This window comes from Enterobacter cloacae complex sp. 394F7 (assembly GCF_057320385.1).
Genome location: NZ_JBXWCS010000005.1, coordinates 135,911 through 153,332, shown reverse-complemented (window position 1 = coordinate 153,332; position 17,422 = coordinate 135,911). Strand labels below are relative to the sequence as shown.

General features: G+C 54.1%; 10 protein-coding genes. 4 read left to right on the top strand and 6 right to left on the bottom strand.

The features are described from left to right. Positions 1-46: 46 nt before the first annotated feature. From alkB to AC2FAK_RS09610, 4 genes are all read right to left on the bottom strand, one after another. Positions 47-703, bottom strand: coding sequence for a DNA oxidative demethylase AlkB (alkB, locus tag AC2FAK_RS09625; RefSeq protein WP_095455027.1), 657 nt, complete (start codon positions 701-703; stop codon positions 47-49). Next, on the bottom strand, positions 703-1,761 hold the full coding sequence (ada, locus tag AC2FAK_RS09620; RefSeq protein ID WP_058683496.1) for a bifunctional DNA-binding transcriptional regulator/O6-methylguanine-DNA methyltransferase Ada: 1,059 nt from the start codon (positions 1,759-1,761) through the stop codon (positions 703-705). The genes alkB and ada overlap by 1 nt, the downstream gene beginning before the upstream one ends. Before the next feature lie 73 nt (positions 1,762-1,834). Next, positions 1,835-2,890, bottom strand: coding sequence for an FAD:protein FMN transferase ApbE (apbE, locus tag AC2FAK_RS09615; protein ID WP_013098005.1), 1,056 nt, complete (start codon positions 2,888-2,890; stop codon positions 1,835-1,837). Between the two features lie 115 nt (positions 2,891-3,005). Beyond that, positions 3,006-4,097 carry a porin OmpC gene (locus tag AC2FAK_RS09610; protein ID WP_020690669.1) on the bottom strand — a complete coding sequence of 364 codons (1,092 nt, stop codon included), beginning with the start codon at positions 4,095-4,097 and terminating at the stop codon, positions 3,006-3,008. A gap of 741 nt (positions 4,098-4,838) precedes the next feature. Between AC2FAK_RS09610 and rcsD the strand changes: the two genes are divergently transcribed. Both rcsD and rcsB read left to right on the top strand, forming a co-directional pair. Continuing rightward, positions 4,839-7,511, top strand: coding sequence for a phosphotransferase RcsD (gene rcsD, locus AC2FAK_RS09605; protein WP_095455028.1), 2,673 nt, complete (start codon positions 4,839-4,841; stop codon positions 7,509-7,511). Between the two features lie 16 nt (positions 7,512-7,527). Further along, positions 7,528-8,178: a response regulator transcription factor RcsB gene (gene rcsB / locus AC2FAK_RS09600; RefSeq protein WP_003859405.1), complete on the top strand. Its 651-nt coding sequence runs from the start codon at positions 7,528-7,530 to the stop codon at positions 8,176-8,178. A gap of 88 nt (positions 8,179-8,266) precedes the next feature. Here rcsB and rcsC read toward each other — a convergent pair whose 3' ends face one another. Together rcsC and gyrA are read right to left on the bottom strand one after the other, a co-directional pair. Beyond that, positions 8,267-11,113 carry a two-component system sensor histidine kinase RcsC gene (gene rcsC, locus AC2FAK_RS09595; RefSeq protein WP_020690666.1) on the bottom strand — a complete coding sequence of 949 codons (2,847 nt, stop codon included), beginning with the start codon at positions 11,111-11,113 and terminating at the stop codon, positions 8,267-8,269. Between the two features lie 135 nt (positions 11,114-11,248). Further along, positions 11,249-13,885, bottom strand: a complete 2,637-nt coding sequence (gene gyrA / locus AC2FAK_RS09590; RefSeq protein WP_013098009.1) for a DNA topoisomerase (ATP-hydrolyzing) subunit A — start codon at positions 13,883-13,885, stop codon at positions 11,249-11,251. Positions 13,886-14,031: 146 nt separating this feature from the next. On the opposite strand from gyrA, the gene ubiG reads away from it, so the two are divergent. After that, positions 14,032-14,760, top strand: a complete 729-nt coding sequence (gene ubiG / locus AC2FAK_RS09585) for a bifunctional 2-polyprenyl-6-hydroxyphenol methylase/3-demethylubiquinol 3-O-methyltransferase UbiG (RefSeq protein ID WP_014832734.1) — start codon at positions 14,032-14,034, stop codon at positions 14,758-14,760. Positions 14,761-15,108: 348 nt separating this feature from the next. Continuing rightward, a complete protein-coding gene (nrdA, locus tag AC2FAK_RS09580) occupies positions 15,109-17,394 on the top strand; it encodes a class 1a ribonucleoside-diphosphate reductase subunit alpha (protein ID WP_020690664.1) in 2,286 nt (761 codons plus the stop codon). Positions 17,395-17,422: the final 28 nt, after the last annotated feature.

The window sequence follows — 17,422 nt, the reverse complement described above, 5'->3', positions numbered from 1 at the left end:
TCAGCCAGCAGTGTAAACTGCCCTGCGTTTACATCAAGAATAATTCTTATTTTTGTTTGCCTGGCGCGGTCTGGCGAAAAGTCAGGTTAAAGCGGAACTCGCCCGTCTGCGGATGGACGCCAGGCTTCAGTGGCTGAATGCCGTGGTAATAGAGCCGCGACTCCCTGCCCCACACCACCACATCCCCATGCTCCAGCATCAGACGCTGGAGAGGATCGTTGCGGCGTAACCCGCCGAATTGAAACACGGCGGGCAGCCCCAGGGATACCGAGACGATCGGCGCACGCAGATCGGGTTCATCTTTATCCTGATGCAGCGAGAGTTTCGCCCCAACACCATAGCGGTTGATAAGACAGGCATCCGGTTGAAAATCGGGATAGGTGGCCTCGACGGCGGCATCATGGCAGAGCGCCTGAAAAACCGCAGGCATGGGCGGCCAGGGCTTGCCGGTGACGGGATCGTCCGGGGTATAGAGATAGCCCCGTTCGTTGGTTGCCCATCCTGCCGTACCGCAGTTGGTCATCGCCACCGACATGGTGTAGCCGCCCGGCGTCACCATATGTCGGAATGGCGAAACGGCCGCGACGTCCTGGATCCCGGCCAGCAGCGCCGAGGCCCGGGAGAGTGCAAACCGGCGCAGGATCACTGCGCCAGGCGCTAGCGGCTCCTGCCAGGGTTCTGCATCCGCAAAGAGATCGAGCATTATCCCTCCTGATTCCTGGACTCACGTTTCAATAATAGCGCCTTTCGTTCCGTCCCCCAGCGATAGCCCGAAAGCGCTCCGTCCTGGCGTACAACACGATGGCAAGGGATGACGATCGCCAGTTTATTTGCGGCACACGCTGCGGCCACCGCACGTACCGCGCCAGGTTTGCCAATCGCCTGCGCCACCTGCTGGTAGCTGGCTGTTTCACCGCAGGGAATATTGCGCAGGGCCTGCCAGACCTGCTGCTGGAAAGCGGTTCCGCGAATATCCAGCGGCAGAGCCAGCGGCACGCCACGGTTATCGATGGTATGGATAACCTGAGCAATACGTCGGGCAAATTCGCCTTCCAGCGGCGCGCGTTCAGCGTCCGGAAACAGCGACAAAATCTCCTGGGTGACTTTGGCATCATCATCGCCCAGCAATATTGCGCAGATCCCCCGCTCGCTTTCGCCCACCAGACAGCGGCCTAAGGCACACTCGCTGATAGCATAGCGCACTGCGACATCCCCTTTACGGTACTGCTTTGCCGTCATGCCCAGCGCGTCGTTGGCTTTACGATAGTAGCTGCTGCTGTCCGGAAACCCTGCCGCCAGCACGGCATCGGTTATTTTATCCCCGTGGGCGAGCGCATTGCGCAGGCGCTGTCCTCGCGCTGCCTGCTGCCAGGCTTTTGGCGTCATCCCGGTTACGGATTTAAACAGGCGGTGAAAATGGAAAGGACTCATGGCAACCTGCTGCGCCAGCATTTCCAGCGTTAACGCGGGATCCTGCTCCAGCAGGCGGCAGGCGCGCTCCACTTTTTCCAGCTTCTCTTCCTGCGGGTCGCGTTTGTCCGGTCGGCAACGCTTGCACGGCCGAAACCCTGCCTGAACAGCATGGTGCACATCGGGGTAAAAGTGGACATTTTTACGCAGCGCGTGTCGGGCGCGGCAGGACGGACGACATACGATCCCTGTCGTCTGGACGGCAAAGACAAATTGTTCGTCAGCACGCGGATCGCGGGCCAGCACAGCCTGCCAGCGATCCTCATCGGTCATATAGGTCGGGTTTTTCATCATCGGCTCCTCTTACAAGCATACCTACAGCTTGCCTGAGCGCCAGCAATCAAAAAACCCGCAACCTTGCTTTTTAATTCTTTTCGCTCACCAGGAAGCTGTCGAACTGCGGTGAACTCCAGGTCTTAAAGCCGTCGGCCTCTTTGGTGATCATATAGACCGCCAGCCCTTGCTGGCGAACCACCTCTTTGGCTTTCTCAGTACCGAGCACCATTAACCCGGTATCCCAGGCATCGGCTTCCAGCGCCGTCGGGGCAATCACCGTAACCGAGACCAGATTATGCGTAATGGGTCGCCCGGTCTGGGGGTCAATGACATGCGAGATCCGCTTCCCGTCGAGCTCGTAATAGTTACGGTAGCTGCCGGAGGTGCTGATGCCATGGCCGTTAATATCGACAATTGCCTGCACCGCATTTTGCTGGTCGGTCGGTTTTTGAATCGCCACACGCCACGGTTTGCCGCTAGCGTTCATCCCCCGGCTGACCAATGCGCCCCCCACGGAGACCAGATAACGCGGAATGCCTTCCTGAGCCATCAGTGCGGCCAGATGATCCGCCGCATAACCTTCCCCGACTGTCGACAGGTCAACAAACAGATCGGGGATGTCTTTTTGCAGATACTGTTGCCCGTACTGGTTGATCACCGTCAGGTGCTGAAGCCCTGTCCGGGCGCGGGCGTCGTCAATGGCCGCCTGATCGGGGGTGGTCACCGGCTGCTTATTTGGGCCGAATCCCCAGAGGTTAACTAACGGCCCCACGGTCACGTCCATCGCACCGTGGGTTTTATAGCCCACGCGCATCGATTCGGTCACGATATCGGCCATCTCCTCGCTCACCGGCCACAGGGACGTGCTGGTAGAGAGGTTAAAGCGCATCAGCGCCGAGTCGTTTTTGTAGGTGGATAGCAGCTGATCGTCGGCATCCAGCTGAGACTGAATTTTGCCGCGAAGTTCTTCTGCGCGTGCTTTATCAAGGTTCATTACGCTGACGCGCCAGAATGTCCCCATCGTTTTGCCTTCCAGCACCGTCGCCGCTGGCGCGTCGGTGTGTGCCACAGGCGTGGAAGAGTCACATGCGGTCAGGAAAAAAAAGGTTGCCAGGACGCTGGCGCGTAAAAAAGTCATGTCCATTCATTATTATCCTCATGCCAGGGCGGCAAGAGTACACCAAAACGCGGGAATTGAAAGGCCTTAAAAAAGGCAATAAAAAGGGGCCAGCCGGCCCCTTTGTTACACTGAAAAGCGATTAGAACTGGTAAACCAGACCCAGTGCTACGATATCGTCAGTGCTGATACCTGCGTTACGGGTGAACTCTTTGTCATCCAGCAGGTTGATTTTGTAGTCCACATAGGTAGACATGTTTTTGTTGAAGTAGTAAGTCGCACCAACATCAACATATTTCAGCAGATCCTGATCGCCGTAACCGTTTTCCAGATCCTTACCTTTGGACTGCAGGTAAGCCACGGATGGACGCAGGCCGAAGTCGAACTGGTACTGAGCAACCACTTCGAAGTTCTGCGCTTTGTTAGCCCAACCCAGGTTACCTACGCGAGTCGCGTTATAGGTCTGAGTATACTGAGCAGCCAGGTAGATGTTGTTAGCGTCGTATTTCAGACCGCCAGTGTAGGTTTCAGCGCGATCGCCGTTACCTAAGCCGTAGTCATTCTGAGAGTTGGTACGTTTAGAGCTGCTGATGGCAGTACCGATACCGAAGCCTTCGCCCAGGTTATAAGTGATAGAACCGCCGACGCCGTCACCGTTCTGACGCAGTTCAGTACGACCATTGTTAGTCTGGTCTTCACCGCTTGCGCTACCGTTTTTACCCTGATACTGAACGGCGAAGTTCAGGCCATCAACCAGGCCGAAGAAATCGCTGTTACGGTAGGTCGCGAAGCCGTTACCACGCTGCTGCATGAAGTTGTCAGAACCGTAGGTGTCGCCGCCAAATTCTGGCAGAACGTCGGTCCAGGAAGTCACATCGTAAACAACACCGTAGTTACGACCGTAGTCGAAAGAACCCGCGTCACCAAATTTCAGACCGGCGAACGCCACACGAGTCCAGGAGTTGTTTTCATTCTCACCAGAGTTACCCTGAATCTGGTATTCCCACTGGCCGTAACCGGTCAGTTGATCGTTAACCTGAGTTTCGCCTTTGAAGCCAAGACGCATGTAGGTCTGGTCGCCATCCTGACTGTCGTCATCAGAGAAATAGTGCAGACCATCGACTTTGCCGTACAGATCTAATTTGTTGCCGTCTTTGTTATAAATTTCAGCCGCATTTGCTGCGCCTGCTACCAGCAGTGCTGGTACCAGGAGGGACAGTACTTTAACTTTCATTTTATTAACCCTCTGTTATAAGCCTTATTATTACCACTGCTTACCGGTTAACCCTCTTAACCAGTCGGCAATTTCATTCTCCTCAAAATTACAGAATAATCCAACAGGAATATGATACGAAAACTTTGAAAATGTTTCATTTCACTATCAAGATGTTTCAATTTGTAAACATCAAGGAACTTTTACAAAGCACAAAGAGCTTAAGAAATTAGCACTAATAATCAAACGAAAATATACACCCATAAAAATCATATAGTTACAATATAAAAATTTACAGCACTGAATGACAAAACAAGATCGTGCGTAATCACTAAAATAACTCTCGCTATCATCATTAACTTTATTTATTACCGTCATTCAGCTTTGAATGTCTGTTTATCCCTAATTCAACCGGATGCTTCGCATTCGGTTTTTTTTACCTTTCTTTACGTAATTATTCTTTTTTTGTGCTACCGCACAGAAATCATAACGACTATTAACTAAATTCACCTGAAACCCCTCCCGCATAAAACGCAACGCAACAAAACATAATTTCTTGTTTATTCGTGCTATTCTCTGTCTGATATCGAGCGTAATCTGTACATTCACCTCGGGTATGTACACATTTAATACAGACCATTCAGTGAGTACTCACAGAGGAAAAAGTCGCGTGTTCAAAGGCTAGGAGGCTGGAAATTCAGTTATTACCCTTTATACTGCCCTATCGCCATAAAGCACGGCCATTACGGGTTAAACATATCAATGAGTCAGACTGAAACTACCGCCCCGAGCAAATTCTCCCTTCTCCCCGGGAGCATCACCCGTTTCTTTCTTCTTTTGATCGTTGTGCTGTTGGTCACGATGGGGGTTATGGTTCAGAGCGCGGTGAACGCCTGGCTGAAGGATAAGAGCTATCAGGTCGTTGATATCACGCATGCCGTGCACAAGCGCATTGACACCTGGCGCTACGCCACCTGGCAGATTTACGACAATATCGCGGCCGCCCCGGCGACATCCTCAGGTGAAGGGCTGCAGGAAACGCGCCTGAAGCAGGACGTTTACTACCTGGAAAAGCCGCAGCGCAAAACGGAAGCGCTTATTTTCGGCTCGCACGACAGCGCGACGCTTGAGATGACGCAGCGCATTTCAACCTATCTCGACACCCTCTGGGGTGCCGAGACGGTGCCATGGTCGATGTACTATCTGAACGGTCAGGATAACAGCATGATCCTGATCTCGACCCTGCCGCTTAAAGATCTCTCCTCGGGTTTTAAAGAGACGACCGTGGGCAGCATAGTCGATTCCCGCCGGGCAGAAATGCTGCAGCAGGCGAACGCCCTTGATGAACGCGAGAGCTTCTCTTCCCTGCGCCGTCTGGCCTGGCAAAATGGCCATTACTTTACCCTGCGCACCACCTTTAACCAGCCAGGACATCTGGCGACGGTTGTGGCGTTCGATCTACCAATTAACGATCTGATCCCGCCGGATATGCCGCTCGACAGCTTCCGCCTGGAGCCGGACAGCAGTACCCAGAACATGCGTGCTACCTCGGATAAAGAGGCCGCAGAAAGCGTTTCTATCTCCTTTAACGGCTCGAAGATTGAAATTGCCTCTTCGCTAAACTCAACCGGTATGCGCCTGGTGTGGCAGGTGCCGTTTGGCACGCTGCTGCTCGACACCCTGCAAAATATCCTGTTACCGCTGCTGCTGAATATTGGGCTACTGGCGCTGGCGCTGTTTGGCTACAGTACGTTCCGTTTCCAGCCCGGGCGTCAGAGCGATGCCTCAACGGTCCCGGCCGGAACCAGTAATGAATTGCGCGTATTACGCGCCCTGAATGAAGAAATCATCTCAGTACTGCCGCTGGGTGTGCTGGTTCACGACCAGGAAGCCAACCGCACGGTGATGAGCAATAAAATTGCCGACCATCTGCTGCCGCATCTTAACCTGCAGAACATCACCACCATGGCGGATCAGCATCAGGGGGTGATTCAGGCCACCATCAATAATGAACTGTACGAGATCCGTCAGTTCCGCAGCCAGGTCGCCTCCCGCACGCAGATCTTCATTATTCGCGATCAGGATCGCGAAGTACTGGTGAACAAAAAACTGAAGCAGGCGCAAAGACTGTATGAGAAAAATCAGCAGGGTCGCGCCGCGTTTATGCAAAACATTGGTGATGCCTTCAAGCAGCCGTTAAGAACGCTGGCGACGCAGGCAGCGGCCTTGAGCACGCCTGAAAGCCAACAGCTGGCAAGCCAGGCGGATTCGCTGGTGCGGATGGTGGATGAGATCCAGCTCGCGAACATGCTTGAGAACGACTTCTGGAAAGGCACGCCGACCCTCTTCTCGATTCAGGATCTGATTGACGAAGTGGTGCCGGAAGTTCTGCCGGTGATTAAGCGCAAAGGTCTGCAGCTGCTGATCAACAACCACCTGCCGGCCAACGACGAACGTCGCGGCGATCGCGAGGCGCTGCGTCGAATTCTGCTGATGATTATTCAGTACGCCGTCACCACCACGCAAATTGGCAAAATCACGCTTGAGGTCAATACCGACGAGTCCGCGGAGGATCGTCTGACGTTCCGTATCCTCGATACCGGTGAAGGCGTCACAACCAGTGAGATTGATAATCTGCACTTCCCGTTCCTGAACGATACCCAAAGCGATCGCTACGGTAAGGCCAATGCCCTGACCTTCTGGCTGTGCGATCAGCTGGCGCGTAAGCTTGGCGGCCATCTGAACATTAAAGCCCGTGAATCGCTTGGCACCCGTTATTCGCTGCACGTAAAAATGGCCGCCAATCCTCAGGAAGAAGATGAAGAACGCCTGCTGGACGATGTGGTTGTGATGGTGGATGTGACCTCGAACGAGATCCGCAATATCGTGGTACGCCTGCTGGAAAACTGGGGTGCGGCCTGCATCACGCCGGATGAAAGACTCTCAAGTCAAGAATTTGATCTGTTTTTAACTGATAATCCGTCTAATCTTACTGCCTCCGGCTTGCTTTTAAGCGATGATGAGCCAGGCGTGCGAAAAATCGGCCCAGGCCAGCTGCGCGTCAACTTTAATATAAGCAATGCGATGCAGGAAGCTGTACTACAACTAATAGAAGAGCAACTGGCGCAGGAAGAGATAGCGGAATCCCCGTTAGGCGGCAATGAAAATGCCGAGCTTCACGCCAGCGGATATTATTCACTCTTTGTTGATACAGTACCAGATGATGTTAAGCGGTTGTATACTGAGTCCGCTGCGAATGATTTTGCAGCGCTGGCGCAGACAGCACACCGGCTTAAAGGGGTGTTTGCCATGCTTAATCTGGTTCCCGGCAAGCAGTTATGTGAAACGCTGGAACATCTAATTCGTGAGAAAGATGCCTCTGGCATTGAAAAATACATCAGCGACATTGACGCCTACGTCAAAAGCTTGCTGTAGCAAGGTAGCCTAATACATGAACAATATGAACGTAATTATTGCCGATGACCATCCGATTGTACTGTTCGGTATTCGCAAATCACTTGAACAGATCGAGTGGGTGAATGTAGTCGGTGAATTTGAAGACTCTACAGCACTGATCAATAACCTCCCAAAACTTGATGCACACGTGCTCATTACCGATCTCTCCATGCCTGGAGACAAATACGGTGATGGGATCACGCTCATCAAATATATTAAACGTCACTTCCCGGACATCTCGATCATTGTTCTGACCATGAATAACAACCCGGCGATTCTGAGCGCCGTGCTGGATCTGGATATCGAAGGGATTGTACTGAAACAGGGCGCACCAACTGACCTGCCTAAAGCGCTGGCTGCGCTGCAGAAAGGCAAAAAGTTCACCCCTGAGAGCGTCTCTCGTCTGCTGGAAAAAATCAGTGCAGGTGGCTACGGTGACAAACGCCTGTCGCCAAAAGAGAGCGAAGTTCTGCGTCTTTTCGCTGAAGGTTTCCTCGTGACCGAGATTGCCAAGAAGCTGAACCGCAGTATTAAAACCATCAGTAGCCAGAAGAAATCAGCCATGATGAAACTGGGCGTGGACAACGATATCGCGCTGCTGAACTATCTCTCCTCCGTGACGCTGAGCGCGACGGATAAGGATTGATCCAGGACGGGTGTGCGTTCTGATGCCCTCACCCCGTCCCTCTCCCACGGGGAGAGGGTGAAAAGTAAAAGGCCCTTACGGGCCTTTTTTATGTCCGCGTTTTTCTCACGCGATCCGCGTAAATCGACAATGTCTGCTTCAGTACGTCCAGCGTAACCGGTTTCGACAGACAGCTGTCCATTCCTGACTCCAGGCAGCGCTGTTTCTCTTCCGCCAGCGCATTCGCCGTGACGCCTACCACCGGCAACGTCAGACCAAGCTGGCGGATACGCTGCGTCAGACGATAGCCGTCCATATTGGGCATATTCACGTCGCTGAGAACGATATCAATATGGTTTTTACTGAGCACATTCAGCGCATCCACGCCGTCATTAGCGGTTTTACATTGATAACCCAGCGAGCCCAGCTGGTCAGCCAGCAGGCGACGGTTAATCGGATGGTCATCCACGACCAGAATCATCATATCGTCGTTTACTGACGCCAGCGATTCCGGTGACGGCAGGGTCGCCGCGCCATCGTTCTCTTCGAGCTGCACGCTGTAGATGCGCGCCAGCAGCCCCAACAGCTCATGTGGCGTCGCCACACTATGAACCCACTCGCCCGGCGCACGCTCAACCGGAATACCGATGTGGCGACGACAGAACATCACCACGCCCCTTCCCTGCCACGGTTGCGCCAGCGTGTCATCGGTGATCAGCACATCGTCCACGTCCGGCGTCTGGCCTTCATAACGGGAAACGCGCACGCCGCTGTGGTTCAGCAGTGCCGTCAGATAATCATTCAGCGAGGCGTTGTGCACCGCCAGCCAGCAGCGCTTATCGCTCAGGCCGTCAACCGTCGTTTTCGCCGGATACTGCGCAGAATAGAGCGGAATACGAATGGTGAACTGGCTGCCCATACCGGGTTCGGTATCCACCGAGATATCGCCGTCCATCATGCTGACGAGCTTCTCACAAATTGCCAGCCCCAGTCCGGTCCCCTGGAAGTTACGCTGCACGCCGGTACCCACCTGGAAGAACGGGTCAAACAGACGAACCACTTCCTTCGCCGGGATCCCAACGCCGGTATCACGCACACGAATGCTCAGGTAGTCCCCTGCCCGGCACACATGCAACACGATACAGCCGATGTCGGTGAACTTGATGGCGTTACTGAGCAGGTTCGAAATGACCTGCTGCAGACGCATAGGATCGCCATGCAGCGTCAGCGGTACGTCTGGCTCAATAAAGCAATAGAGACCCAGCTGTTTACGTACCACCAGCGGCAGATAGTTGGCGCTGATGTGGTTCATCACCTCGCGCGGAGAGAACTCGCGCGGTTCAATTTTCAGCTGCTCGGACTCAATTTTCGAGAAGTCGAGAATGTCGCTGATGATTTTCAGCAGCAGGCTTGAGGAGTTGTTCATCGCCGTCACCAGGCGATCAACGCCTTTCGGCAGCTCTTTGGTTTGCAGCAGATCGAGGTTGCCGATAATCCCGTACAGCGGCGTACGCAGTTCGTGACTGACGGTGGCAAGGAACATGGATTTCGACTGGCTGGCCTGCTCTGCCGCCTGGGCCATCTCCTGCAAAGACTCTTCCATCTTCACACGTGCTGAGACATCCACCAGCACGCAAATCGCCACGTTTTCATTGCGATAGCGCGAATGCACGAAGCTAATTTGTAAGTTGGTGTGGGTGCTGGTCAGCACGTCGACAAAATTCACCTGCTGACCACAGATAATTTGCGTCAGCCTTTGCCGGTCCTCGTGCGTCAGCATGTTCAGGTAGTTATGCGCCAGTTCATTACTGAGGATATTGGTGCCGTCCTGGGTGCGCAGGATACAGATCCCCACCGGTGCGGAGGCAACAATCTTACGGTTAAACTGCTCGTGTTCCTCCAGACGCTGGGCATCGCTTTCAGCGGGGATAAAAATCTTCCGCTCATACATCCGCGCCAGGGTAAACAGCGCGCCACCGGCCAGCACGTTCAGCAGGATGGCATTCATGATAAGAATACGGATCCGCTCAAGCACCATATCCACAGGCAGGGAATAGACGATACTCAGCGACGATGGCGGTAAGCTTTTCTTCAGCACCAGCTCACGGAATCCTGAGGTATAGCCAAACCACGAACGCTCCTGCATCCAGTGCGGATCGACGTTCAGGCGATTATCCGGCCCGGTGAGTGAAATCAGGGGATGGCCGTTCTCATCCAGAATGGTCACTCCCATTGGCAGACTGCCCGGCGTGAAGAAGTTTTCCATGCGGATGGTCTGTTCAATGCCCAGCAGCGCCTGCAGGCGATTGCCCAGATAAACTGGCGTCAGCGCATAGAAATAGCCCACGCCCATGCGCGGCCCCTGGCTTATCCAGAAGATGTTATTCCCGCGCTCGTCCTGCGGCGCATTGCGGTATTTCAAAATGCGTTCATGCAGGCTTTTCAACGCATCATCACGTTCGACGGGCACATCGCGCAGGCCAAAGTCGGCCATGCAGAGGTTTTCGCTGCCAATCAGGAATACGCGGTTCAGGTCATAGGCGGCGGAGAAGTTGTCACGCCAGTAGCGCATAAACCAGGAGAGCGATTCCAGGGAACCGCGCCAGGTGTTGCTCATGGCGGAGCAGTCGGAATCCGGGAACAGCGGCTCGAAATCCGGTACTTCGGTTTTGTCATTACGGCCGCGGATGGCAAGAATACCGTTTTCCGCCGTCAGGCGATTTTCGGCAATGTACTTCAGCTCCTTCATCACGTCGGAGGTGCGCTGAATATAGCGCTGGGCCTGATCGGAACTTAGGTTAAATTCCTGACGGATCTCCGCTTCTTTCTGGTGCAGCGCGTTGACGATGTAAAACACCGAGGACAAGGCCACCAGTAACCAAAGCAAGAGCGCCAGCGCCCGAAACAGATAGCGAGAGACTTTCAGCGTGGTTCGAAAGGAGACGAGGTATTTCAAAGGGGCGAGGCTCCGCCATCGGGGTCAAAAAGAATGTGGTTAAGGTAGCGGTAAACGCGGCTTGTCGCAACGTTGACTTGTCTGCATCTGCAAAAGAAAAGGGCCGGAATCCGGCCCTTTATGCGTCAGGAGACATTACTCGTCAGCGTCATCCGCTGCATCATCGTCGGTGTCCACTTCCGGTGCGATGTCATCATCACCTTCCGCGACGCTACCGTCGATGGAGTCGAGCTCTTCGTCGTCCACCGGCTCAGCAACACGCTGCAGACCCACCACGTTTTCATCTTCCGCCGTACGGATGAGGATAACGCCCTGGGTATTACGACCCACCACGCTAATCTCCGACACGCGGGTACGCACCAGCGTACCGGCATCGGTGATCATCATGATCTGGTCGGCATCGTCTACCTGCACCGCGCCCACAACGGAACCGTTGCGCTCGGTCACCTTGATAGAGATAACGCCCTGCGTGCCACGCGACTTGGTTGGGTATTCCCCTTCCGCGGTACGTTTACCGTAACCATTCTGCGTCACGGTCAGGATAGCCCCTTCCCCGCGCGGAATAATCAGAGAAACGACGCTGTCTTCGCCCGCCAGTTTGATACCGCGAACGCCCGTTGCGGTACGACCCATTGCGCGGACGGCGTCTTCTTTGAAGCGCACCACTTTACCGGCTGCGGAGAAGAGCATGACTTCATCTTTGCCTGAAGTCAGATCGACGCCAATCAGCTCATCGCCTTCGTTCAGGTTCACCGCGATGATACCGGCAGAACGTGGACGGCTGAACTCGGTCAGCGCGGTTTTCTTCACGGTACCGCTGGCGGTCGCCATAAAGACGTTCACGCCCTCTTCGTACTCGCGTACCGGCAGAATGGCAGTGATACGTTCGTTCGCTTCCAGCGGCAGCAGGTTAACGATCGGACGACCACGTGCACCACGGCTCGCTTCCGGCAACTGGTAGACCTTCATCCAGTACAGACGACCCCGGCTGGAGAAGCAGAGGATGGTGTCATGGGTGTTCGCCACCAGCAGACGGTCGATAAAGTCTTCTTCTTTAATACGTGCCGCAGATTTGCCTTTACCACCACGACGCTGTGCTTCGTAGTCAGTTAACGGCTGATACTTCACGTAGCCCTGGTGAGACAGGGTCACAACAACGTCTTCCTGGTTGATCAGGTCTTCGATGTTGATATCTGCGGAGTTGGCGGTGATTTCGGTGCGACGCTCATCGCCGAACTGATCGCGGATCAGCTCCAGCTCTTCGCGGATCACTTCCATCAGGCGCTCTGCGCTGCCCAGAATGTGCAGCAGTTCAGCGATCTGCTCCAGCAGCTCTTTATATTCGTCGAGCAGTTTTTCATGCTCAAGGCCGGTCAGTTTCTGCAGACGCAGATCCAGAATCGCCTGGGCCTGCTGTTCAGTCAGGTAGTACTGACCATCACGCACGCCGAATTCAGGTTCCAGCCACTCAGGACGCGCGGCGTCATCACCGGCACGCTCCAGCATTGCCGCAACGTTGCCAAGATCCCACGGACGGGAAATCAGCGCGGTTTTCGCTTCCGCCGGGGTTGGCGCGCGACGGATCAGCTCGATGATCGGGTCGATGTTGGCCAGCGCCACGGCCAGTGCCTCAAGGATGTGGGCACGGTCACGCGCTTTACGCAGTTCGAAAATAGTACGACGGGTCACCACTTCGCGGCGGTGACGGACAAACGCGCTCAGGATCTCTTTCAGGTTCATGATCTTCGGCTGACCATGGTGCAGTGCAACCATGTTGATACCGAAGGAGACCTGCAGCTGGGTCTGAGAGTACAGGTTGTTCAGCACAACCTCGCCCACCGCGTCGCGTTTGATTTCAATCACGATGCGCATACCGTCTTTATCAGACTCGTCACGCAGCGCGCTGATGCCTTCAACACGTTTTTCTTTTACCAGCTCGGCGATTTTTTCAATCAGTCGCGCTTTGTTCACCTGATACGGGATCTCGTGAACAATGATGGTTTCACGGCCGGTTTTGGCATCTGCTTCCACTTCGGCGCGGGCACGGATGTAAATCTTGCCGCGACCGGTGCGGTACGCTTCTTCAATACCACGACGACCGTTGATGATGGCCGCCGTCGGGAAGTCCGGGCCCGGGATGTGTTCCATCAGCCCTTCAATGCTGATGTCTTCATCGTCGATATAGGCCAGGCAGCCGTTGATCACTTCGGTGATGTTGTGCGGCGGAATGTTGGTCGCCATCCCTACGGCGATACCGGACGAACCGTTCACCAGCAGGTTAGGGATCTTCGTTGGCATGACGTCAGGAATTTTTTCCGTGCCATCGTAGTTATCAACGAAATCAACCGTCTCTTTTTCCAGGTCGGCCATCAGCTCATGGGCAATTTTCGCCAGACGGATTTCCGTATAACGCATTGCCGCGGCGGAGTCGCCGTCGATAGAACCAAAGTTACCCTGACCATCTACCAGCATGTAACGCAGCGAGAAAGGCTGCGCCATACGAACGATGGTGTCGTACACCGCGGAATCACCATGGGGATGGTATTTACCGATTACGTCACCAACGACACGGGCAGATTTTTTGTAGGCTTTATTCCAGTCATTGCCCAATACGTTCATGGCGTATAGTACGCGACGGTGTACCGGCTTCAGGCCATCGCGGACGTCCGGCAGCGCACGGCCAACAATGACCGACATCGCATAGTCCAGATAGGAGCTCTTCAGCTCTTCCTCGATGTTAACCGGTGTAATTTCTCTCGCAAGGTCGCTCATCTAACCGCTATCCCTCTACTGTATCCCGGATTCAAAGGTCGCAAATTATAACACAGCCGCGGTGATACAGGTAAACCTATACGCTTTATTCACAGGGATTGCCTGATATACTCATTCGTCTTGCTAAATAAGGAGTAAAAGCGCCCATGAATGCCGAAAAATCCCCGGTGGCTCACAACGTAGACCACGAAGAGATTGCCAAATTTGAAGCGGTGGCGTCCCGCTGGTGGGATCTCGAAGGTGAGTTCAAACCTCTGCATCGCATCAACCCGCTGCGTCTGGGCTATATCGCGGAGCGTTCCGGCGGTCTGTTCGGTAAAAAAGTGCTCGACGTCGGCTGCGGCGGCGGCATCCTGGCAGAGAGCATGGCGCGCGAAGGGGCCACTGTCACCGGCCTGGATATGGGTTTTGAACCGTTGCAGGTTGCCCGTCTGCATGCGCTGGAGTCCGGGATTCAGGTGGAGTACGTACAGGAAACCGTTGAGGAACACGCGGCAAAACATGCGCACCAGTACGACGTGGTCACTTGCATGGAGATGCTGGAGCACGTTCCCGACCCGCAGTCCGTCGTCAATGCCTGCGCAAAACTGGTGAAACCGGGCGGCCAGGTCTTCTTCTCCACCATCAACCGTAACGGCAAAGCCTGGCTGATGGCCGTCGTCGGCGCTGAGTATGTGCTGCGCATGGTGCCGAAAGGCACGCACGACGTGAAGAAATTCATCAAGCCTGCTGAGTTACTGAGCTGGGTTGACCAGACGTGGCTCAAGGAGCAGCACATCACCGGTCTGCACTACAATCCATTCACGGATAAATTCAAACTCGCACCGGGCGTAGATGTTAACTATATGTTGCACACGACCGCCAAAAACGACTAACGTCATCCATTATTCTTATAAAGATTGCGCGACATCATGTTGCGCAATTCTGACCTCCCGTTGAAGAAATCAGCACTCGATCAAATTTTGAATTTTTTTTCTTAATTATTGACATCTCTTCCAGGCCTTACAGCATGAGGACTTAGCCTTTTTTACCCTTTCACAACCTCAATTTAACGTCAAAATCAACCCTTGTACTGAAAAGAATCCTTACTAGAATACTCACCATATAGCGTTTCTCTTATCGCAAACCCCCTATATGTAGTATTTATCCACAGAGTTAGTCACAAGGCGGATCTGTGGATAAACGGGGGATATTTTTTTATTTCACGGACAGGTAAAACCCACATGAATCAGAGTCTGCTGGTGACAAAGCGCGACGGTACTACCGAGCGTATCAATCTGGACAAAATCCATCGAGTTCTCGACTGGGCAGCAGAAGGCCTGAACAACGTATCTATCTCCCAGGTTGAACTGCGTTCCCATATTCAGTTCTACGACGGCATCAAAACGTCTGATATCCACGAAACCATCATCAAAGCGGCGGCGGATCTGATCTCCCGCGAAGCGCCGGATTATCAGTACCTCGCTGCACGTCTGGCGATTTTCCACCTGCGTAAAAAAGCCTACGGCCAGTTCGAGCCGCCTGCGCTTTACGACCACGTGGTGAAAATGGTTGAGCTGGGTAAATACGACACGCATCTGCTGGAAGACTATACGGAAGAAGAGTTCGAGCAGATGAACGGGTTTATCGATCACTGGCGTGATATGAACTTCTCCTACGCAGCGGTGAAACAGCTCGAAGGCAAATACCTGGTCCAGAACCGTGTCACGGGCGAAATCTACGAGAGCGCCCAGTTCCTCTATATTCTGGTGGCCGCCTGCCTGTTCTCTAACTACCCGCGTGACACCCGTCTGGAATACGTTAAGCGTTTCTATGATGCGGTCTCTACGTTCAAGATTTCTCTGCCGACGCCGATTATGTCTGGCGTGCGTACCCCAACCCGTCAGTTCAGCTCCTGCGTACTGATCGAGTGCGGTGACAGCCTGGATTCCATCAACGCGACCTCCAGCGCGATTGTCAAATACGTCTCCCAGCGTGCCGGTATCGGTATCAACGCCGGTCGCATTCGTGCCCTGGGCAGCCCAATTCGCGGCGGTGAAGCGTTCCATACCGGTTGTATCCCGTTCTACAAGCACTTCCAGACCGCAGTAAAATCCTGCTCTCAGGGCGGCGTGCGCGGTGGTGCGGCAACCCTGTTCTACCCAATGTGGCACCTGGAAGTCGAAAGCCTGCTGGTACTGAAAAACAACCGTGGTGTTGAAGGTAACCGCGTGCGTCACATGGACTACGGCGTGCAGATCAACAAACTGATGTACACCCGTCTGCTGAAAGGTGAAGACATTACCCTGTTCAGCCCGTCCGATGTCCCGGGTCTGTATGACGCGTTCTTCGCCGATCAGGACGAGTTTGAACGTCTGTACACCAAATACGAAAAAGACGACAGCATCCGTAAACAGCGCGTGAAGGCGGTCGATCTGTTCTCCCTGATGATGCAGGAACGTGCCTCTACCGGCCGTATCTACATCCAGAACGTTGACCACTGCAACACCCACAGCCCGTTTGATCCGGTTGTTGCGCCAGTGCGCCAGTCTAACCTGTGCCTGGAGATCGCCCTGCCGACCAAACCGCTGGAAGACGTGAACGACGAAAACGGCGAAATTGCGCTGTGTACGCTGTCTGCGTTCAACCTGGGCGCGATTAAGAGCCTGGACGAGCTGGAAGAGCTGGCAGTGCTGGCCGTCCGTGCGCTCGACGCCCTGCTGGACTACCAGGATTACCCAATCCCTGCGGCGAAACGCGGCGCAATGGGCCGTCGTACGCTGGGTATCGGCGTCATCAACTTCGCCTACTGGCTGGCGAAACACGGTAAGCGTTACTCCGACGGCAGCGCGAACAACCTGACCCACGAAACGTTCGAAGCGATCCAGTATTACCTGCTGAAAGCGTCTAACGAGCTGGCGAAAGAGCAAGGCGCATGCCCGTGGTTTAACGAAACCACCTATGCGAAAGGCATTCTGCCAATCGACACCTACAAGAAAGACCTGGATGCGATTGCAAACGCGCCGCTGCATCTGGACTGGGAAGCACTGCGCGAGTCCATTAAGACTCACGGCCTGCGCAACTCCACGCTCTCTGCCCTGATGCCGTCTGAGACCTCTTCGCAGATCTCTAACGCCACCAACGGTATCGAGCCGCCGCGCGGTCACGTCAGCATTAAAGCGTCGAAAGACGGCATCTTGCGCCAGGTGGTGCCGGATTACGAACTGCTGAAAGACAACTACGAGCTGCTGTGGGAAATGCCAAACAATGACGGCTATCTGCAGCTGGTGGGTATCATGCAGAAATTCATCGATCAGTCGATCTCTGCCAATACCAACTACGACCCGACGCGTTTCCCGTCTGGTAAAGTGCCAATGCAGCAACTGCTGAAAGACCTGCTCACCGCGTACAAATTTGGCGTGAAAACTCTGTATTATCACAACACCCGTGATGGTGCAGAAGACGCGCAGGACGATCTGGCACCGTCAATTCAGGATGATGGCTGCGAAAGCGGCGCATGTAAGATCTAATAAATCCCCTCATCCTAACCCTCTCCCA